A 21,235-nucleotide genomic window follows, 5' to 3' on the forward strand; every position below is an offset into this window, starting at 1 on the left:
AGTATAAAATCCTAGCTGCCTATTTCTTACGAAATAGTGTCTTAAATGCTAATCCTATTTGTTTCAATCCCTCTTTGAACAAACCTTTAGATTCCTTCAGTTTCGGCTTAATATCTTCAGCTCGTTCCTTGAATTCGCGTTCTAAAATCTTCTTACCTTTATTAAACTCAGCCTCCAGTGAAGTTTTATTCTCTTTCAAGTCTTTAATCTTTTTTTCGATGTCTTCCTTCGCTTCAGACCCCGCTTCAGATCCTTTTTTGACAAGTTCTTCGATTTTATCGCCAATTTCCTTAAGTACTTTTTCTATGTCTTGAGTAGTGGATTTCTTTTCTTCCATGACTAAAAGTGGTTAGATGAACTGATACTTCTCAATTTAATTACTTTTTTTTGAATGACTCTTTTCAGAACAAGAATATGAATTGAAAACCCCTAATTATCAACAGATTCTCCAGCCTGAGTTTGTTTTTCGTAAAGCTCAGCATACACTCCTTTTTGCTTCATTAAAGACTTATGATTACCTCGTTCGATCACTTTACCATCATCCAGCACGATGATCTGATCTGCTAGCTTGGCTGAGGAAACCCGGTGGGAAATAATGATGGAAGTGCGATTTTGCATAATTTTCTTCAGCGCAGTCAAGATCACATTCTCCGTCTTGGTATCCACCGCCGAAAGGCAATCATCCAAAATAAGAATTTTTGGTTCCTTTGCTATCGCACGTGCAATAGATACTCGCTGCTTCTGCCCTCCGGAGAGCGTAATCCCCCGCTCGCCCAACATGGTTTCAAATCCTTTGGGGAATTCCACGATGTTCTGATAGACATCAGCATCTTTCGCAGCCTGCTCAATAATCTTTGGATCCGATTCCTCTATTCCGAAAGCAATGTTATTCCCGATACTATCTGAAAACAGAAAGACATCCTGCGGTACAAAGCCTATTTGTCTTCGAAGATCAGAGATAGAGAACGAATCAATTGGATAGCCATCAATCTTGATTATGCCGCTGCTTGGGTCATACAAACGCATCAATAGATTCGCAATTGTAGATTTCCCTGATCCTGTGGTACCGATGATTCCTAGTGTTTGTCCTTCTTTGATTTGGAAGCTGACATCTTTTAGCGCATTAATTCCAGAATCAGGATATACAAAAGACACATTCTCCAATTCCACTGTACCATGAATATCTCTCTTGATTTCATCTGTGCTTAGAATGCCATTCTTTTCATCCAAGAACTCATTAATCCGAGTCTGAGAGGCTGATGCCCTCTGCACAATACTTGTCACCCAACCTAAAGAAGTAACTGGCCAAGTCAGCATATTTACATAAAGAATAAACTCAGCAATCACCCCATAACCAATTTCGCCACTGATCACCTGTAATCCTCCAACATAAACCGTAATGATGGTAGAAATACCCACTAATGCCATTATGATTGGAAAAAACAGTGCATTGACTTTGGTCAATCGAATTGATTTCACTTTGTAATCATCACTTGCGGTAGCAAAATCATTAGCACTATCACTTTCTCTAACGAAGGCCTTCAGTACGCGAATTCCCGAAAAAGCCTCCTGAACAAATGTGCTCAACCCGCTCAGACTGCGCTGAATCTTCTCGGATCGCTCATTGATCATATTATTCACATAATAGATACTCAAGGATAGGACTGGCAGTGGCAAAAGCGCATAAAGCGTCAGTATAGGATTGACAGTGATCATATAGGTGATCACCAGAGGAAAGAGTATCAGTAGATTCAACCCATACATGATTGCAGGGCCAAGGTACATACGCACACGACTTACATCTTCTGTGATCCTAGCCATCAAATCTCCAGTACTATTTTTCCTATAGAAGCTAAGAGGTAATTTTTGGTAGTGATCGTAGATCTCATTTTTCATATCATACTCCACTTTTCTGGACATGATGATGAGTGTCTGTCTGATGAAAAATAAGAAAATCCCTCTCAGCAAAGCCATAACTAAGATCAAAACTCCAAAGACGAAAACGAATTTTAGAAAAATATCCTGTGCCTGATTTCCCATTCCACCCTGTGCTAAAGGCTGATAAATAGAAAAACTTTCAACCACATAATCTATTGCAAGTCTGACAAGTTGCGCTGGGATAATTACGAAAATATTAGAAATCACCGTAAAAAGTATCCCCAAAAGGATCAAGCCCTTGTATTTGAATAAATACTTATTGAGTCGCCAAAGTGGTTTCACCAAATAAAAATTTTAAAATGTAGGAAATTGAATAGGAAAACTGGGTATATTAATCCTTTGAAGGCCAATAAAAGTATTTAATTTTGTATCGGCTATTTTCGCAAGGAGTACCCAAATATAACACATTCTAAAAAGCTAAGTTCACATGTTAGAGATTAAAGCTACCGAAACAATACGTGAAGGTTCAATCTTTGGCCAAATCACCAAGATGGATCACGAGCAATTGGTGATCTGCCACGATGAAGCAACCGGCCTAAAGGCATTGATCGGAATTCACAACACCACCTTGGGCCCTGCACTGGGCGGAACCCGCATGTGGCCTTATGCTTCTGAAGAGGAAGCTATTACAGATGTCCTTCGTCTTTCCAGAGGGATGACTTTCAAAAATGCCCTTGCCGGATTGAATCTCGGAGGTGGCAAGGCAGTGATTTTGGGCGATCCAAAATTAAAAAATGAAGCTTACCTCAGACGTTTCGGAAGATTTGTACAGAGTCTCGGTGGCAGATATGTGACAGCAGAGGACGTAAACATGAATACTTCTGACATGGAATTCATTGGTTTAGAAACTCGCCATGTCACTGGACTTCCGGAGATTAAGGGCGGCGGCGGCGATCCTTCTCCGGTCACAGCCTATGGAGTGTACATGGGCATGAAGGCTGCTGCAAAAAAAGCTTTTGGCTCAAACTCTTTGGAAGGAAAAAGAATCGGAGTTCAGGGCGTAGGTCAAGTGGGCAAATACTTGATAGAGTATTTGGTCAAAGAAGGAGCTAATGTGTTAATCACAGATATTTTCGAAGACAAACTCCAGGCAGTAGCCAAAGCTACTGGAGCTCAAGTAGTAGATCCAAATGTGATTTACGACTTGGAAATGGATATCTACTCTCCATGCGCCCTCGGCGCTACGATCAATGATCAGACCATCGATCGTCTGAAATGTGCGGTAATCGCTGGTGGTGCAAATAACCAATTGAAAGACGAGGCGAAGCATGGCCAAATTCTGGTAGAAAAGGGAATTGTGTATGCACCTGACTTTCTTATCAATGCCGGTGGTGTCATCAATGTAGGTGCGGAATACTTCGGTGGATACAATAGAGATACCGTTTACAAACAAACTGAGAGAATCTACGATACCTGTTTGGGTATTTTGAATAAATCAGAAAAAGAAAACATCCCTGCACAGCAAGCTGCTATTGAAACAGCAAAAGCAAGAATTGAAGCTATTGGAAGAGTGAAGCTTTCTTTCTAAGCAACATAATATCCTTACCACAACCACCGGGAATGACTTCCGGTGGTTTTTTTGTCTCATCCCACTAGGTAATAGCCACCTCAAATTACCTATATTTGCAACTCATTTCGAAGACATGCTAAACAGAAGAATACTCAGAGTAAAGGCTTTTCAAAACCTATATGCATACGAGCAGTGCAAAGGTTCCAACCTCAACCTGTCGAAAGATTTTATCCGAGCCTCATTTATGCCGGATCTGAACAGTATGGAAGTGCAAGATAAAACTGCACTTAACAAAGAAGCAGAGGAAGCAATCAAGCTTTTTGATCAAAACCTTACTTCAAGAGACTTGCTCAAATCAAGTGAAGCAAGCAGAAAAATCAAGCAAGTGGTTTTGGATGCTCTGAAAAAGTTTCATGAGGCAAACGAAAAAGATCACCAGTTTCTCTTGAAGAACATGGTGGTATCTGCCGAACGCATTCCTCAGTTATATTTATTGGCTATTGAGCTTTTGCAGGCATTTGCAAAGCATGTAGAAAAAGAAATTGAAAAGAAGAAGAAATTCTCCGGAAATAACCCGGTTGGCTTTGGGAATGAGCTCAACTTTCCAACCAATCAAGTGCTAGCTACTCTGCGTGAATCCGATTCATATAAAGCTGCATTAGCTAGAAATAACGTCAATTTGAATGATATAGAGCTTGAAATCAGAGAATGGTTCCGAGACTACATTAAGCCTTCTGAGCAATATCAAGCTTATCTTCAACTAGAGAGCCCAACGATTGAGCAGGATTTTGACTTAGTAGATAATTTGCTGAAAAAAGTCATTTTCAAAAATGAAGTCATCTTAAACTATTTCTCCGAAAAAGACCTCAACTGGACTGAAGATAAATCAGTAGTTAGAAGCCTAGCTTCCAAGGTATTAAAAAATGCGGCCAATCTTAATGAGGAAAATGAAAGCCAAATGCCGGAGATTGCCATGAACTGGGACGAGGATAAGGAGTTTTTTCAAAATATCTTTAACTTCACCATTGAAAATGATATAAATAGTAAAGCTCTTATCACTCAAAAAACTAAAAATTGGGATATTGACAGACTCGCTTTCACCGATAAAGTAATTATCTCGATGGCGATAGCGGAAATGAAAAATTTTCCCAGCATCCCAGTCAAAGTAAGTATTAATGAGTATATCGACATTTCTAAGACATACAGCACCCCTAAAAGCAAACAATTTGTAAATGGATTGCTGGATGTGATGGCGAAAGAGTTAACCGATAGTGGAGAAATCCGTAAGAGTGGTAGAGGACTATTGGACAATAAATAACATAACTATGAGCAAGAGCAGTAATTCACTCATCGCATTCTTAATAGGTGCAGGCGCGGGCGCAGCACTTGGAGTACTATTTGCACCAGATACGGGAACAAATACCCGAGATCGACTTACTTTCAAACTTTCTAAATACAAGAAAGAGTTGGAAGAGTTGATTGACGATTTAGTAGATGGAAAAGAGATGCATCTCAATGAGGCAAAATCCGAAGGTAAGCGTGTAATCTCGGAAGCAAAAAACAAAGCAGAAAATCTGCTTAGTGACGTCAATAAGTTAATAGATCAAATCAACCAAGGAAATAATTAATAGATATGAAAATCAACGTAATGAATATGGCGGTATTTTCCGTCATGCTTGCATTGGGAACTTCATGTAACCAGAAGAGTGACCAAGATGCCAAGATCCAAGCACTTGAAGATAAAATCGCACAACTAGAGACAAATAACACTGCTATTACTCCAGTAAATGCACAGGCTACTTCAGTTGCTGATCCTGCCACATTGGGTGCATTTGAGTTTGAAGAAATGGAATACGACTTTGGTGCAATCAACGAGGGGCAAGTGATAGAGCATGTCTTTAAGTTCACAAATAATGGTCAATCTCCATTGGTAATCTCAAACATTACCGCTTCTTGTGGATGTACTACTCCTGACTGGTCAAAAGCTCCAATTAAATCAGGAGATGAAGGTTATGTGAAAGTAGTATTTAACTCTGCTGCAAAGTCAGGAGCACAAGCTCCTACAGTAAGTATCCAAGCAAACACCAACCCAACTGTAACCCGATTGAGAATGAAAGGCACAGTTACTCCAAAAATTGCAGGCGCCGCCGCTCCAGTAGGCCCGGTTAAACGATAATTATGATTTCTACAATATTAGCTCAAGCTGCTGCAGGTGGTAGTGGTATATTAGGACAAGTATTCCTTTTCGGTTCTATTATTTTGATTATGTATTTCTTCATGATCAGACCTCAGCAAAAGAAACAAAAGGAAAGCAAGAAATTTATTGAAGAAATAAAAAAAGGGGATGAAGTAGTAACTATAGGTGGGCTTCATGGCAAAGTAAGTTCTGTAGAAGGCGATGCCGTGATACTCGAACTTGATAGAGGCCTTAAAGTCAAAGTGGAAAAATCTGCGATCTCCCTAGATTTCTCTAAGAAGACAGAAATAAAAAAATAAACTGAATTTTGCCGGAAACCAAAAAATCCTCTAAAAGGATTTCTCCCAAAAAACTCTCTAATCTAAAAGTGGTAGTTCTCTGCATCACAGCAGCTACCACTTTTTGGATTTTAAACGCCCTCAATAAGGACGACTACAATACTGTTGTCGATTTCCCAATTGACCTCATTTACGATCAAAGCCAGTTTGTCGCTGTGGCAGATCTCCCAAAAACACTGGAAATTGAAATTTCAGGAAATGGCTGGGATCTACTCAGAAAGTATTTTAATTTCAACAGCGATTCTTATCCTATTGAGCTGAACAACCCTGCCTCAAACAACTACATTCTTACCGCGGATCTCAAAAGATCTCTTGGAGAATTTCTTTCTCCAACACAGCTGGTTTCAGTTCTTCAAGATTCACTGAAGTTTAATATTGACCAAATTACAACCATTGAAGTCAAGCCAGTCCTTGACTCGACAAGTTTTTCATTAGGCAAGAATTTTAGAATTATCGAACCTGTTACATTTAGTCCGGAAATCATTACCCTCACGGGCCCAAGTTCAGCTCTTGATAGCCTCACCACTTTCCCTATTTTTCTAGACGAAAACCGAATAAATAAATCTATTGATAAAGAAATCACCCTTGCTGTACCTGAAAACTTGGGTAATCAGGTAACTATTGAAGAGGAGAAAATCCGTGTAAAACTGGGGATTGTCGAATTTCTTGAAGGCAACAAACGTCTAAAAATTAATAAATTAAACTTCCCTAAATCAGTCACATTAGTGGATGAAGATGTTGTGATTATGATTTCCTATTTGGTAGATGAGCGGAAATCAGCTGAATTGAAAGAACTAGAGTTCGAAGCAGTACTGGATTACTACAAAAGGAATAAGGCAGACAGCACACTTACCGTCCAAGTGAAACCAATGCCAGATTACCTTGAACAAGTGGTGGCAGTACCAGCAATCCTAAAACTCAAATATGAGTAAACACTATCCCGTTTTAGTAGGAATAACCGGCGGAATCGGATCTGGAAAATCCACTGTGGCAAAGATTTTTTCTATACTTGGTATTCCCATTTATTACGCTGATGATCGAGCCAAATGGCTGATGGGAAACAATGAGGAACTCAAGACTCAAATTAAAGATGCTTTCGGGTCTGAATCTTATCTTTCCGATGGTAGTCTAGACCGAAGTTTTCTAGCAAAAACAGTCTTCTCTAATCCTGAGAAAGTCCAATTAATTAACTCACTTGTTCATCCTGCCGTTGGAAAGGATTTTACGGTTTGGGCCTCTGGCCAAAGCTCTCCCTATGTACTAAAAGAAGCAGCTTTGATCTTTGAGACAGGAAGCAACAAAACACTGGATTTTGTAATAAATGTTAGCTCTCCTCTAAAAGTACGTGTGGCTAGAACACTGATGCGGGATTCTTTTCGCTCCGAAGAGCAGATCAACCAAATTATCAATCAGCAACTTCCCGACGAACAGAAAAATGAACTGGCTGATTTTGTGATCAAGAATACAGACAATAAACTCCTGATTCCACAGGTTTTGGAAATACACCAGCAACTGATTTCTGGGTCTTAGATTTTTATCATTTGTGATAAAAGCCATTTAATTCTTATTTTTCTTCTTTCAGCACAAATCCACCCTTCAATTATCATATGAAATCGAGCATGACGAAAGCGCCACAGAGAGGGATGATTATCCTCCATGCGAGATTCCACCTGCCTGACAGCAGTCAGGTGTGACCAATAAAATCAAATTATAATCATATGAAAGGATACAATCCTAAAGATTGGTTTAAAATTCTATTTTTAGTCCAAAAGTCTGACACACTAGTCAAGCTTGGCCCATTCATGGTCGTAATTTTTATTTACTCTTTAGGAATAGCTTGGCTGGAGATGGATTACCTCAATATTGGGAAGAATAGCTGGGTTCAGAACATCCCGATCATGCACAGCTTACTTAGTTTTGTCATTTCCCTTCTATTAGTTTTCCGAACAAATACAGCCTACGACAGATGGTGGGAAGGAAGAAAGCTTTGGGGACAATTGGTCAACATCAGCAGAAATCTGGCGCTCAAACTAGCTGGGATTCTGGACAATAATGATGAAGACAGTAGGCGCTTTTTCCGAAGGACTATCCCTATTTATGCATTTACCCTGAAAGAACATTTACAGAATACTGTGACGCTGTATATGCTGGATGATGAGAAAGATGAAGAAATAAAGCCTGAGATCGACCCCGAAAAACATGTGCCAAATCAGGTGGCAAAATTGATGTTTGCCAAGGTAAATGACCTTTATAAATCAAAAAAAATCACGGGAGATCAATTAATCATTTTGAACCAAGAGTTGGTTTCCTTCACTGATATTTGTGGAGCTTGCGAACGAATCAAGAATACGCCAATCCCATATTCCTACAGCTCCTTTATCAAAAAATTCATTTTGGCTTATGTGCTTACCCTTCCGCTAGGATACGTTTTCTCGCTCGGATACTATGCGGCTCCTATCGTGACCTTCATTTTTTACGTCTTAGCCAGTTTGGAATTAGTTGCAGAGGAAATAGAAGAACCTTTTGGCAACGACGCAAATGACTTGCCGATGGGAAAATTGTCACAAAATATCCAAAAGCATGTGGAAGAACTGATCTGATTAGTCTTTCAAACACACTACAATTTTGATTGCTGAAATTTTGTTCGGTATTTCATTGAGGAATCTTGTCATTGAGACATTTTTTCTTTGGAAGCAAAAAAGTCTCAAATAAAAATCCAATGGGTGAAAAACTAATATTACGCACGGTAAACGTGACTCGTTATATCTTGCCTCTACGTGAGGGTGGCTCCTTGCCTGCCCTTGCCGATGCAGATGATGGATTCAAATATGTTCTGAAGTTCCGTGGAGCTGGTCAGCGGGAAAAAGCCCTTATTGCAGAATTGCTGGGTGGAGAAATCGCAAGAGCCTTGGGATTGAAAGTGCCGGAATTAGTTTTTGCCAATTTGGATCCGGCATTTGGAAGATCCGAGGGTGATGAGGAAATTCAGGACTTGCTCAAAGGAAGCCAGGGACTAAACCTTGCTTTGCATTTCTTGTCCAGTGCGATTAATTATGATCCAGTTGCCATGAGCACTGATCCCTATCTTGCTTCCAAAATCGTATGGCTGGATATGTTGATCACCAACGTTGACCGGACATTTAGAAACACAAATATGCTACTATGGAACCGAGAACTTTGGCTTATTGATCATGGTGCCTCCTTTTTATTTCAGCATGCCTGGGTCAATTGGAAAAAAAATGCTGAGGGACCTTTTCCAATAATTAAAAACCACGTGCTTCTTCCAGTAGCTTCAGAGCTAGACACTGTAAATAAAGAATTCAAAAAGATTTTGACGTCTGAAAAAATCAACCTAATTGTAAATACTATTCCAGAGGAGTGGCTACTTGCCGGAGGTGACTCTGAGCATATAGCTGAGATCAAACAGGTGTACCAAGATTTCCTCAATCTCCGCCTTTCTTATTCCGATCAATTCATAAAAGAAGCCCAAGATGCAAGAACAGCACTTATATGAGTACGCGATCATCCGTGTAGTTCCACGGGTAGAAAGGGAGGAATTTATCAATGTCGGAGTGGTTATCTGTCATTGGAAAAGGGATTTTCTGGCTTGCAAGATACATCTGGACACTAAAAAATTACTGACTCTAGACCCTCTGGCTGATGTGGAAATGATCCAACTAAATCTGGCTTCATTTGAAAAAATATGCAGTGGTGCAGTCAATGGAGGAAATATCGCTTCCATGGATTTAGCCTCAAGATTTAGATGGCTTACGGCCGTTAGAAGCTCTATAATCCAGACTTCGAGACCCCACTCGGGTTATGCGGATGATTTAGAAAAAACGCTAGAAAGGTTGTTTCAAGAGAATGTAGGGTAATATCGTATACGAGGTGAGAAATAAAAAGCGGTAAGTAGTAAATTGTGGATGGTTCCAACAGGAATCTAAGGTCAAACTTGTTTGGTTCAAGACTCCAGTCTTGGACCTCTCTCAATGCAGTCTTTAGACTGCCAGAGAAACCCTTGTATAAAATCCTATTTTTCAACTACCCATTTTCCGTGAGTGAGACACTCACGGAGGCTTTAGTGTTAAAACCGACTTGCAGATAAAAAGCGTGGAGATCAGATCCCCACACCTTCTTCTAAAAGTGTTATTTTCCTAAGAAATCTTATCAAAGCCCAGATAAGGATGAAGCACTTTAGGCATGTTAATACCATCTGCCGTTTGGTTATTCTCCAAAATAGAAGCAACAATTCTAGGCAATGCCAGGGCACTTCCATTCAATGAATGTGCAAGTTGAGTTTTCTTATCTGCACCTCTAAAACGCAACTTCAATCGATTAGACTGGTATGTCTCAAAGTTAGAAACAGAGCTCACTTCCAGCCACCTCTCCTGAGCAGCAGAAAATACTTCCATATCATAAGTCAGAGCAGATGTAAAACCCATATCACCTCCGCAAAGTCTCAGTACACGATAAGGCAATTCCAGCTTTTGCAAAAGTCCTTGCACGTAGCTGCTCATACTTTCCAGTGTTTCGTAAGATTTATCAGGATGTGTGATCTGCACGATCTCCACCTTGTCAAACTGATGGAGTCTGTTGAGACCTCTTACATGAGCACCCCAGCTTCCCGCTTCTCTTCGAAAGCAAGGAGAATGCCCCACATTTTTTATAGGAAGATCACTTTCAGAAAGAATCACATCACGATAAATATTCGTGATTGGAACCTCACCTGTCGGAATCAAGTACAAGTTATCAGCATCTGCATAATACATCTGACCTTCCTTATCCGGCAGCTGGCCAGTGCCCAAGCCGGAGTCTTCATTGACTAAGATCGGTGGCTGAATCTCCTCATATCCTTGTGCCAGCGCTTCGTCTAAAAAGAAGTTGATCAACGCACGCTGTAGTCTAGCTCCTTTCCCTTTATAAATAGGAAATCCCGCTCCTGTGATTTTCACCCCAAGATCAAAGTCAATGATATCATACTTCTTGATTAAATCCCAGTGAGGAAGCTTATCAGCATGTAGTGTTGGGATTATTCCATTCTCCAGCACCACCTCATTATCCTCTGCTGATTTACCAGCTGGGACAGAAGCATGGGGAACATTTGGAATCGTATAAAGCAAAGCCCTCAATTCCTCCTCAGCTTTGGAGTTTTGATCTTCTAGATCCTTGATCTGAAGTTTGAGTTCTGCTGTTTTTTCTCGGATTTGAACTGCTTCTTCAGCTTTGCCCTCGCGCATCAATGTTCCAATCTGCTTCGATATAGCATTGGATTCACTTTGTATTTGATCACGCTCTGCCTGAGTGGATTTTCTCAATTCATCCAGCTCCACCGTCTTATTTAGGACAGTTTCTGCATTTGGGAAATTTCTCTTTTGAAGTCCGGCGAGTACACCGGCGTAGTTTTCTCGAATATGATTAATTAAAAGCATCTTAAAGTCTTTGAAATTGAAGCTCCAAAGATAAGCATGTTAGCGAACAATGATATCTTTACTCACACTTGAAAACGGCCCATCTAGCGCTTTTCCATCTGTACGTAGCAAGCTAACTTTCACTTGATAAGTACCTGCGGGGAGATTTTCTACTCTGACAGGAGCCATATGATCAATTTCATAGTTTAGGTCATTTACTGCAATAGCAACTTTAAGCCCATCAAGTTTCATATCCCCCCCAATGACCAAAAAATCAATAACCACTTCGCTACCAACTTCATACATTTGATCTGAGCGGGGAAAATTCAAGGCGAGATAAGGCTCAGCCGAATAAGGAAACGGCCTAGAGTTTCCAACTTGAAAATCTCTATCCACATAATTCCCAAAATTTTTCAAAGCTAACCCTTCTTCATCAACCAAATATGCCACAACTCGGTAGCTGCCTTCTGCTAAGTCTCTTTGAAATATCGGCGAATAAAATCCTACCGGATCCCCGCCATTCAAGATATTAAAGAGTTTAAACTCTTTTGTTGCGTTTAGGTCAAATGGAAAATTCTTTACATTATACTCAAAAGGAACCTTCCCCGGTTTGAAGATCTGATTTCCCAACGGGGTATATAATTCAAGGATGGCATCGGGATATGCTGCCTGATCTTCATACTGAAAGAATTTTACCTGTGGTGCGGAAGGCGGTTGAGCATCTTGGCTAGAAGGCATATCTACTATTTCCTCATTGACTCTCTCTTTCTCGGAAGAACAAGCTGAGAAAAGCCAAATCAATGAGAGTAATGTCAGGATTTTATTCATACAGCATGTAAATTGAGATTAAAGATATTTAATTTTAAAGATTAATTAGATCTTGAACTATAATACATCCCCACATGGACATTCTATTTGATGAAATCCCAAGTTTAGATTTAGCTGATTTTACGGCTGGCACTCCAGCGCAAAAAGCAGCATTTGTACAGAAGCTTGGAGAAGCTTATCAAAACATTGGCTTTGTGGCTATTAAAAACCATGGCTTGTCACAAGACCTTCAAGATAGACTATACGGCTCAATAAAGGACTTCTTCAAACTTCCTGATACGGTTAAATCCAACTATGAGAAACCAGAAATCGGATTTCAACGCGGCTACACAGGTAAGGGAAAAGAACATGCCAAAGGCAGAAATACAGGTGATCTAAAGGAATTTTATCATGTAGGGCAAGAACTCAGCCGAATCCCTGATACTGATCCCATCAAATCCGAATATCCTCCAAACATCTGGCCTTCGGAGCTACCTGAGTTTCAAAACGATGCCAATGAAGCCTACCGCACTCTTGAAAGTGCCGGGAAATCCATGCTTAAGGCCATCGCACTTTCTTTGGATCTGAATGAAAATTATTTTGAAGATAAAGTAGCCTATGGAAATTCCATTTTGAGACAAATCCACTATTTCCCAATAGAAAATCCCGATGAAGTACCTGCTGATGCAGTAAGGGCTGCGGAGCATGGAGATATCAATTTGATCACACTATTGATGGGAGCAAGTGCAGACGGACTTCAAGTGTTAAGAAGGGATGGAAAATGGATTCCTATCACGGCACTACCTGACCAATTGGTAGTGAACGTAGGTGATATGCTGGAGAGATTGACGAATAAGAAATTGAAGTCTACTATTCACCGGGTGGTCAATCCACCAAGGGAGAAGATGAACACCAGCAGATACTCTATCCCATTCTTTATGCACCCCAGATCAGAAATGGATTTGACCTGTCTTGACAGCTGTGTAGATGTCTACCATCCAAAACAATTTGAAGACGCAACTGCAGGTGAATTTTTGGAGGAACGGCTTCGTGAACTTGGGCTGAGAAAATAGGGATGTCGGTAAAGCAAGTCCGATATTACTTATTTTTGAAAGACATACTAGCTCTTTCTCTTACTGCATTTGGTGGACCGCAGGCTTTTCTTGCGATGTTGCTGGAGCGTGTGGTCAAGAGGAAAGCATACATTCAGGAAGATGAGCTCTGGGAGCTCAATGCGCTATGCAATATGCTTCCAGGCCCATCTTCCACTCAGCTAGTCTGTGCAATTGCCTACCGGGCGGGAGGTCCCAATTTAGCTTATCTCGCGCTACTCGTATGGATTTTACCCGCCACATTGCTCATGATTTTTGCGGCCATGCTCATTTATTTTCTTCAGGAAAACACTCCTGGAGCGTTGAATTTTGCACGATTTATTCAGCCAATGGCAATTGGTTTTATCATTTTTGCCGCGCAAAAAATAATTGGGAAGACAATTAAAACCACCGAGGCAATGGTTCTTGTATTGATTTCGGCATTTGTTTCATTTTTCTATAGTTCCCCTTATATCTTCCCTGTCCTTCTTATGATTGGAGGCTTAAGCACTTCTATCAAATACAAGCAACAACCTAAACTGAAAAAAGATGAACCCTTGAAAATCGAATGGGCCAACTTTTATCTTTGGGGTGGAGTGCTCGTCTTAGCAGCAGTATTGGGGGCGATCACTAAATACCAACCTATCATCCTTTTCGAGAACTTCTATCGGAACGGAAGTTTGATCTTCGGTGGAGGCCAAGTCCTTGTTCCCTATTTATATACTGAGTTTGTTGACTTCAAGCACTTCCTGAGTTCAGAAGAATTCCTTACTGGATATGCTATTTCGCAAGGAATCCCTGGACCTACTTTCAGCATTTCTTCTTATGTAGGAGCTCTTTCTATGAGAGAATTCGGTACAGTAGGTTTTTTTGTGGGAGGAATTATAGCCGCTGCAGGAATTTTCCTTCCTGGAATTTTTCTCATTTTCTTTGTAATCAGATTTTGGGATCAGTTGAAAAAATACCGACCTGTAAGGGCTGCTTTAGAAGGAATTAATGCGGTATCATGTGGAATGCTGATCGCTGCAGCCTACTTGCTTTTTGAACCACTTGAGGCAAATGGTCTGAATATTTTATTTATTCTAGCCACTTATGTGTTACTTCAGTTTACAAAAATCTCATCGCCCCTAATCATTGCCGGCGGGGTAGTGCTAGGCATTATTTATAATAATTTCTTCCTTTAAAACTGATGAAATCGAGCATGACTCAATCGTCACACAGAGAGATGATTATCAGCCTTGCGAGATTCTCCCGATCCGCCGCGGCGGACGGGACAGGCTATGTGGCCTTTTAAAAAACAATTGTAAACACATGAAATTGCTACCTATTCCCTTCTACAGGAACAAGAATAGGCGTTGTCACGTTTTATAATCTAAATTCCCTATCTTTCTTCTATGCACGCCTACGAATACATCAATAATCTGATCCCACCACTAAAGCTTTCCGACAAAACGGGAATGGCTTTGGCATGGATGGAAGAAATCAGAACTGACGTACTTCCAATTATTGATAAGGGCTTTTTTTTAGGTCTTATAAAAGAGGAAAGGATTTTTGAAGTAAATAATCCAGAAACCTTGATTGCCGATATAGAACCGGCCAATCCTGCCTGCTGGGTGTTTTCGGATAAGCATATTTATGATGTGCTACGCGTTAGTTCGGAGCAAAATTCGAATATAGTTGCGGTTTTAGACAGAGAATTAAATTACCTAGGAATAGTAACTCTGGAGGATTCTATATCTGCTTTTGCTGATAGCCTTTCGATAAAATCGCATGGCAGTGTAGTAATTCTATCTATGGCCATGACTGATTATAGTTTAGCGGAGATTTCTAGAATTGTAGAATCTGAAAACACAAAAATCCTCAGCTCTTTTATCACAACTGATCCGCTGGATGACAATAAGATCAAACTCACATTGAAACTCGACCAAACTGAGCTTAGACACATTAAAGCTACGCTGGAGCGATTCGGATATAAAATCATAGACCACTATCAGGAAGAATCCGGAGTGAGCAGCGAAGAAGATAGAATCGGTAACTTGCTAAGATTTTTAGATATTTAGGACATGAAAGTCGCCCTTCATGGCTTAGCTCTGAAAGCAGAACTGTTTTCAGACGTTCAGTCACTTTTCAACGAACTTACTAAGCATCATTTCGAAATATTTGCTACTGAGCAATTTGATCGGCAATTGCGTATGCATGGCAACAAGGCGTTAAATTATTGGGTATTGGAAAGTAGAGAGGATATGGCGGCTATGGATGTTGTCATTTCCATAGGAGGAGATGGCACCTTACTGGATGCTGTCTGCCAAGTGGGTGAGCTCGAAGTCCCAATTTTAGGCCTCAATACAGGAAGGCTTGGCTTTCTAGCTACGGTAGCAAAAGAAAAGATTTCTGATGCCATTGCAGACTTGGCTACAGATAATTATCAGCTAGAAACAAGAACCCTGATATCAGTACAAAGCCATCGAAAGTTATTCAATGGCTTAAATTTCGGTTTAAACGAATTCACCATTCACAAGCGTGATACCTCATCGATGATTACGGTACATACGTACATAGACGGGAAGTATTTAAACAGCTATTGGGCTGATGGTTTAATCGTCTCTACCCCTACCGGCTCTACAGGCTACTCATTAAGTTGTGGCGGCCCCCTCATTTCACCAGAGGCAAAAAACCTGGTAATCACCCCTGTAAGTCCCCACAACTTGAATGTCCGACCAATAATTGTTTCAGATGAAAGTGAGATCAGTTTTGAAATAGAGGGACGGGCAGAGAAATTCTTAATATCTTTGGACTCTCGATCTACCTCAATTTCCTCGGAAGTGAAGCTAAGTGTGAAGAAGGAAAACTTTTCAGCAAAATTGGTAAAGTTGCCTCATTATCATTTCTTTGATACACTAAGACAAAAGCTTAATTGGGGTTTTGACATGAGAAACTGAATAAGTATCCTTAAGACTTAGCCAATTTGAGCTTAACAATTATTAACCCGCTAAATACTGAGATGCGTTTTTTAAACGTTAGGTACTTCATATCTTGCACCGTCTTGAAAAAGGTCAATTTTCAGATTATCAGTTACTTAGTCGTATTTCTGCTGTTTTTTTTCGGTTTTAACCAAAAAACTCAAGCTCAGAATTACGAAATAGGAGGCGGATTGGGTGTTGCTGCATATAGTGGTGATATCATTCGGAAAATAGACCCGGGTCAATTAGGACCTCAAGGCACGTTGTTTGGCAGGAGAAATTTTGACAATGTGTGGTCATTGCGAGTTGCTGCAACTGCGGCACTTCTAAATGCAGCAGATAGTATCAAACCAATAGATCGTTTGGCAGAAGTCAGAGATGGTAGGTTTAGAGCTGGAATATTGGAGGCTTCGGCAGTTATGGAATTTAATTTCCTTGACTACCTTACTCCCAATTCAGGGTTCCGCTTTTCACCTTACGCCTTCTTTGGAATAGGGTATACCTACGCTTTTGCAAAGGGCAATACCTATGCCTTTAACATTTCAACCAAGTATAATGTCGGTACGGTAGTAATCCCATTTGGCGGAGGTATCAAGTATCAGCTAAATAATCGCTGGACTTTAGCAGGTGAATTAGGCTTTCGACCGACTTTAACAGACTACTTAGACAAAATAGATAGTACAGAGCCAACAATTCCGAGATTTCAGGATCCTAACAACCCTGAAGGCCCTTATGGGATTAATTTTGGCAATGCTTATGACAAGGATTGGTACTACTTCTTAGGAGTAACAATTAGCTATACTATTACGACTACCAGATGCTACGCATATTAATAAATCGAGCCTTAGGGCAAATATTCGGAAAAGAAATGGCATTTTTGAACCTCCAAAAAAGTAAGGAACCGGAGACGGCTGGAATGAAGGAAGAATCTGACAATATCAACATCCCAAAGCATATTGCTATTATCATGGACGGTAATGGACGCTGGGCCATGAAAAAGGGGGCCATGCGAATATTTGGGCATAAAAATGGTACTAAGGCAGTCAGGGAGGCGATAGAAGGCGCAGACAGTCTCGGGGTTAAGTACCTGACTTTATTCTCATTCTCAACGGAGAATTGGTCTAGGCCAAAAGCTGAAGTTGATGGGCTAATGGAACTTCTGGTGAAGACCATTTCTGATGAGATTCCTATGCTGATGAATGGCAACTTCAAACTAGAAAGTATTGGAGATGTAGAAAGCCTGCCACCCTCAGCATATAAAACACTGATGAGAGTGAAGGAAATTACCTCTAAAAATACCGGACTCAAAGTGATCTTGGCGTTAAGCTATAGCGGTCACTGGGAGCTCACTCACGCAGCGAAGCACATTGCTCAAAAAGTCTCAGAAGGAAAATTGAAAGTGGAGGACATTACAGAGAAAGTGATGGCCGAACATTTGGCAACAGCCGACTACCCTGATCCAGAATTATTGGTCAGAACTAGCGGTGAATACCGAATTAGCAATTTTCTACTTTGGCAATTGGCCTATACGGAGATGTATTTCACTCCTGTACTATGGCCGGATTTTAGAAGAGAGCACCTCTTTGCTGCAGTTTCCGACTACCAATCACGGGAAAGGAGATTTGGCAAAACGGGTGAGCAAGTTAAATCTTAAGTAATTAATGAAAAAAAGTTTACTGATTCTGTTTTGTCTGGTTTGGGCAAGTTCAGCAATGGCGCAAATACGTTTGGGCCAAAGTCGCTATGCCACAAGCAAGCCAATCGATATTTTGGAGCTGAATTACACTAAGCCCCAAACCTTTAGAATCGCAGAAATAAAAGCTGTGGGCCTTACCACCTTGGATGAAATCGCCATTCTTTCCTTATCTGGATTGAAAGTAGATGATAAAATCGAGGTACCGGGAGATGCTATCTCTAATGCTTTGAAAAAGCTATGGGGACAAGGGATCATCGGAGATGTGAAAATCTTGGTGACAAAAATAGAAGGTGAAGATATTTCGCTACTCCTGGATTTGACTGAGAGACCTAGATTCTCACGAGTGGAATTCACTGGAATGAATAAAACTCAGGAAAGTGAACTTCGAGACAAAGTAAATATCCGGGGACGTGTAGTAAGAGACGATGTGCTAAATAATGCCAAAAGAAATATTGAGAAATATTACTTGGATAAAGGGTTCATGAATGCTGATGTAAAAATTAGGCAGGAAAGAGATACTACCCTACCCAATTCTGTGAAATTGATATTCGACGTAGAGCAAAATGCAAAAGTCAGAATCAATGCCATCGAATTCTATGGCAATGAGGAAGTCAATGATTCTAAGCTAAAAAAGAAGCTTAAGAAGACTAAGGAACATGCAAGGGTAAGCATTTTCAAAGATGGTTATTCCCGATTGACCGATGCAACTGCTACAGACGTTAAGAATACCATTCTATACACGGACTCAGTGTCCAATGAAGAGGTAAAAGATTATATCAATAAAAACTTCAAACTAAATTTCTTCAACGGTTCAAAGTATATTCCTAAGGAATACCGAAATGACAAGGACAATGTGATCAACTTCTACCAGAGCAGAGGCTATCGCGATGCCAAAATCGTTGCCGATTCCGTTTATAACTTTGGGCAGGATAAAATCAACATTGATATTGCCCTGGAGGAAGGTCGAAAGTACTATTATAGAAACATTAGCTTTAACGGGAACTTCATTCACCCTGACCAGGTCTTATTAGCTAAGCTGGGCATACAGAGAGGTGATGTATACGATAAGGAACAACTAGATAAGCGACTCAATTATGACCCTGCTAAAGGGGATGATGTTAGTTCCCTTTACCAAAATGACGGCTACCTATTCTTCGATATAAAACCAGTAGAAGTAAATGTCGCAGGTGATTCCATTGATCTCGAGATGAGAATCTTTGAAGGACCACAAGTAACTGTAAATAGTGTCAATATCAAAGGAAATGAGCGGACATCCGATCACGTAGTAATGCGCGAAATCCGTATACTTCCAGGTCAAAAATTCAATAGAGAACTCCTAGTTCGTACGATTCGTGAACTTTCCACACTAGGTTATTTTGACCCTGAAAAAATCAACCCGGATCTACGTCCAAATTTCGAAGCTGCGACGGTAGATATTACGTTTGAGCTAGAAGAAAGACCAAATGATCAAATTGAGCTCTCCGGTGGTTGGGGTGGATTCTATGGTTTCGTAGGTACAGTTGGCCTTTCGTTCAATAACTTCTCGATCAAAAACATCAAGGACTTCTCCAAGTGGGATCCACTGCCTGTAGGTGATGGACAGAAGCTTTCCCTTAGAGTTCAGGCCAACGGTCGATCTTTCCAGAACTACTCCGTATCCTTGACAGAGCCATGGTTTGGTGGCAAAAAGCCAAATGCATTAAGCTTCTCCTTCAATCACTCTGTACAGCGACAGGTAGATTTCTACAATCAAGCTAACTTTGGAGCTGAATTAGGCTTTTTCAAAATTACTGGTGTGACTATGGGTCTGGCAAAGCGGGTAACCTGGCCGGATGATAACTTTAGTATCAGTAACTCCTTGCAGTTCCAAATTTATGAGTTTGATCAGTTTGGTACTTCATTCGGTCTAAGCTATCCTACAGGAACCTCTAATAGTCTCACTTGGAATACAACCATTGCCAGATACAACCTTGATAATCCAACCTATCCAAGATTTGGTTCTAATATTATTTTGTCCACAGCGTTTACTCCTCCTTATACTTCATTAAACAAGAATATTAATGATGAGTCCACAGATCAGGAAAAATACAAATGGCTAGAATACCATAAGTGGATGTTTGATGCATCGATCTATACACCACTATTTGGTTCAACAAAATTGGTAGCCAGCGCTAGGGCTCATATGGGCTTTCTGGGATCCTATGGCTCAAAGTTGGGAATTATTCCCTTAGAGAGATATGTGCTGGGAGGTGATGGTATGACAATGAATAACTTTGCCTTAGGTCAGGAAATAATCGGTTTACGTGGATATGAAAATCAATCCCTTACACCGGGTGCATCGACAAGAGGTCAAGTAGGCGCAGAACCATATGGCGGGGTAGTTTATAATAAGTATGTCATGGAAGTGAGATACCTAATTTCTCCAAATCCTTCCGCAACTATCTTTGTGTTGGGTTTTGCAGAAGCAGGAAACAACTGGGGATCGTACAAAGATTTCAATCCATATGATCTGAAGAAATCAGCAGGTTTGGGCGCTAGAATCTTTATGCCAGCATTTGGTCTTTTGGGTATTGACTGGGGCTACGGTTTTGATACAGCTCCAGGAGCTTTTAAGAGAAGCGGCTCACAATTCCACTTTACCATAGGTCAGCAAATAAGATAAGAATGCATTTAGAGCAGGGAATAGTTAATTTATGTAAAAATTAACGTTATAAGAATGTCGAAAAATCTAGTCATTGTTAACTTCCCAAACTCATGAATAAATCGCTGAAAATTGTATTTTTGTCACTCTTTATGCTTCAAGCGGCACCTTTAGCTGCTCAGAAGTTCGGATACATTGATTCGGAATATATTCTAAACAAGCATCCAGACTACAAAGTAATCCAGCAGGAACTAGAGACTTACAGTTCGGAATGGAAGAAAGAGGCACAAAATTTGGATAAAGAGATCAAAGATCTTTCTGTTCAGCTAAAAGCGGAGGAAGTACTCCTCACAGAAGAAATGTACCAACATCGGCTGGAAGAAATAAAATTGAAACAAAAAGAATCCCAAGAATTCAATAGTAGAATTTTCGGAATAGACGGGCAGTACTTCCAAAAACAAGCGGAACTGATGCAGCCACTTCAATCCAAAATCTATGACGCTATTGAGATAGTAACGAGAAGAAATAATCTGGGAATGTTATTTGATAAGGCTGCTGCACCATCGGCAATTATCTATACAGATCCCAGACATGACTATTCGGAGTTTGTCTTGGAGGAATTGGGAATAGAAGAAAACAAATAAATAGA

The 21,235-nt window shown here is 40.4% G+C and carries 22 protein-coding genes; 18 read left to right on the top strand and 4 right to left on the bottom strand.

The features are described 5' to 3' along the window. Positions 1–19: 19 nt before the first annotated feature. Complete coding sequence (locus SYJ56_RS12585; RefSeq protein WP_323834569.1) at positions 20–337, bottom strand: hypothetical protein; 318 nt, start codon at positions 335–337, stop codon at positions 20–22. A 92-nt stretch (positions 338–429) separates the two neighbouring features. Further along, a complete protein-coding gene (locus SYJ56_RS12590; RefSeq protein WP_323834571.1) occupies positions 430–2,220 on the bottom strand; it encodes an ABC transporter ATP-binding protein in 1,791 nt (596 codons plus the stop codon). A gap of 145 nt (positions 2,221–2,365) precedes the next feature. Here SYJ56_RS12590 and SYJ56_RS12595 point away from each other — a divergent pair, with 145 nt between their 5' ends. The 10 genes from SYJ56_RS12595 to SYJ56_RS12640 all read left to right on the top strand — a co-directional run bounded on the left by SYJ56_RS12595 (position 2,366) and on the right by SYJ56_RS12640 (position 9,858). Further along, the gene (locus tag SYJ56_RS12595; protein WP_323834573.1) at positions 2,366–3,466 is read left to right on the top strand and encodes a Glu/Leu/Phe/Val dehydrogenase dimerization domain-containing protein; all 1,101 of its coding nucleotides are present in this window, start codon (positions 2,366–2,368) and stop codon (positions 3,464–3,466) included. A gap of 115 nt (positions 3,467–3,581) precedes the next feature. After that, positions 3,582–4,766, top strand: coding sequence for a transcription antitermination protein NusB (locus SYJ56_RS12600; RefSeq protein ID WP_323834575.1), 1,185 nt, complete (start codon positions 3,582–3,584; stop codon positions 4,764–4,766). Between the two features lie 7 nt (positions 4,767–4,773). Next, positions 4,774–5,076 (top strand): YtxH domain-containing protein, encoded by a 303-nt coding sequence (locus SYJ56_RS12605; RefSeq protein ID WP_323834577.1) that lies wholly within the window; start codon positions 4,774–4,776, stop codon positions 5,074–5,076. Between the two features lie 5 nt (positions 5,077–5,081). Then, entirely contained in the window at positions 5,082–5,624 is a 543-nt protein-coding gene (locus SYJ56_RS12610; RefSeq protein ID WP_323834578.1) for a DUF1573 domain-containing protein, read from the top strand. Between the two features lie 2 nt (positions 5,625–5,626). Then, entirely contained in the window at positions 5,627–5,944 is a 318-nt protein-coding gene (gene yajC, locus SYJ56_RS12615; RefSeq protein WP_323834580.1) for a preprotein translocase subunit YajC, read from the top strand. Positions 5,945–5,952: 8 nt separating this feature from the next. Further along, positions 5,953–6,915 carry a CdaR family protein gene (locus tag SYJ56_RS12620; protein WP_323834582.1) on the top strand — a complete coding sequence of 321 codons (963 nt, stop codon included), beginning with the start codon at positions 5,953–5,955 and terminating at the stop codon, positions 6,913–6,915. Beyond that, positions 6,908–7,513, top strand: coding sequence for a dephospho-CoA kinase (coaE, locus tag SYJ56_RS12625; RefSeq protein WP_323834584.1), 606 nt, complete (start codon positions 6,908–6,910; stop codon positions 7,511–7,513). The genes SYJ56_RS12620 and coaE overlap by 8 nt, the downstream gene beginning before the upstream one ends. Before the next feature lie 188 nt (positions 7,514–7,701). Continuing rightward, entirely contained in the window at positions 7,702–8,583 is an 882-nt protein-coding gene (locus SYJ56_RS12630) for a bestrophin family protein (protein ID WP_323834586.1), read from the top strand. 119 nt (positions 8,584–8,702) lie between these two features. Next, positions 8,703–9,497: a HipA family kinase gene (locus SYJ56_RS12635; protein ID WP_323834588.1), complete on the top strand. Its 795-nt coding sequence runs from the start codon at positions 8,703–8,705 to the stop codon at positions 9,495–9,497. Beyond that, positions 9,475–9,858: a DUF3037 domain-containing protein gene (locus tag SYJ56_RS12640; protein WP_323834591.1), complete on the top strand. Its 384-nt coding sequence runs from the start codon at positions 9,475–9,477 to the stop codon at positions 9,856–9,858. Before SYJ56_RS12635 ends, SYJ56_RS12640 begins: the two co-directional genes overlap by 23 nt. A gap of 279 nt (positions 9,859–10,137) precedes the next feature. Here SYJ56_RS12640 and serS read toward each other — a convergent pair whose 3' ends face one another. Then, positions 10,138–11,412: a serine--tRNA ligase gene (gene serS / locus SYJ56_RS12645; protein WP_323834593.1), complete on the bottom strand. Its 1,275-nt coding sequence runs from the start codon at positions 11,410–11,412 to the stop codon at positions 10,138–10,140. A gap of 39 nt (positions 11,413–11,451) precedes the next feature. After that, positions 11,452–12,219 carry a hypothetical protein gene (locus SYJ56_RS12650; protein ID WP_323834595.1) on the bottom strand — a complete coding sequence of 256 codons (768 nt, stop codon included), beginning with the start codon at positions 12,217–12,219 and terminating at the stop codon, positions 11,452–11,454. A 74-nt stretch (positions 12,220–12,293) separates the two neighbouring features. Here SYJ56_RS12650 and SYJ56_RS12655 point away from each other — a divergent pair, with 74 nt between their 5' ends. The 8 genes from SYJ56_RS12655 (at position 12,294) to SYJ56_RS12690 (ending at position 21,230) form a co-directional block, all read left to right on the top strand. Then, on the top strand, positions 12,294–13,271 hold the full coding sequence (locus SYJ56_RS12655) for an isopenicillin N synthase family dioxygenase (protein ID WP_323834597.1): 978 nt from the start codon (positions 12,294–12,296) through the stop codon (positions 13,269–13,271). Positions 13,272–13,273: 2 nt separating this feature from the next. Beyond that, positions 13,274–14,473, top strand: a complete 1,200-nt coding sequence (gene chrA, locus SYJ56_RS12660; protein ID WP_323834598.1) for a chromate efflux transporter — start codon at positions 13,274–13,276, stop codon at positions 14,471–14,473. A gap of 210 nt (positions 14,474–14,683) precedes the next feature. Then, positions 14,684–15,349 carry a CBS domain-containing protein gene (locus SYJ56_RS12665; protein WP_323834600.1) on the top strand — a complete coding sequence of 222 codons (666 nt, stop codon included), beginning with the start codon at positions 14,684–14,686 and terminating at the stop codon, positions 15,347–15,349. A gap of 3 nt (positions 15,350–15,352) precedes the next feature. Continuing rightward, a complete protein-coding gene (locus SYJ56_RS12670) occupies positions 15,353–16,228 on the top strand; it encodes an NAD kinase (protein ID WP_323834601.1) in 876 nt (291 codons plus the stop codon). Positions 16,229–16,332: 104 nt separating this feature from the next. Continuing rightward, positions 16,333–17,082: a type IX secretion system protein PorG gene (gene porG, locus SYJ56_RS12675; RefSeq protein WP_323834603.1), complete on the top strand. Its 750-nt coding sequence runs from the start codon at positions 16,333–16,335 to the stop codon at positions 17,080–17,082. A 35-nt stretch (positions 17,083–17,117) separates the two neighbouring features. Beyond that, a complete protein-coding gene (locus tag SYJ56_RS12680) occupies positions 17,118–17,903 on the top strand; it encodes an isoprenyl transferase (RefSeq protein ID WP_323834686.1) in 786 nt (261 codons plus the stop codon). A 7-nt stretch (positions 17,904–17,910) separates the two neighbouring features. Beyond that, entirely contained in the window at positions 17,911–20,607 is a 2,697-nt protein-coding gene (locus SYJ56_RS12685; protein ID WP_323834605.1) for a BamA/OMP85 family outer membrane protein, read from the top strand. A gap of 92 nt (positions 20,608–20,699) precedes the next feature. Further along, positions 20,700–21,230, top strand: a complete 531-nt coding sequence (locus SYJ56_RS12690) for an OmpH/Skp family outer membrane protein (RefSeq protein ID WP_323834607.1) — start codon at positions 20,700–20,702, stop codon at positions 21,228–21,230. The last annotated feature ends 5 nt before the right edge of the window (positions 21,231–21,235 follow it).

The organism is Algoriphagus aurantiacus (assembly GCF_035156405.1).
Classification (GTDB): domain Bacteria; phylum Bacteroidota; class Bacteroidia; order Cytophagales; family Cyclobacteriaceae; genus Algoriphagus; species Algoriphagus aurantiacus.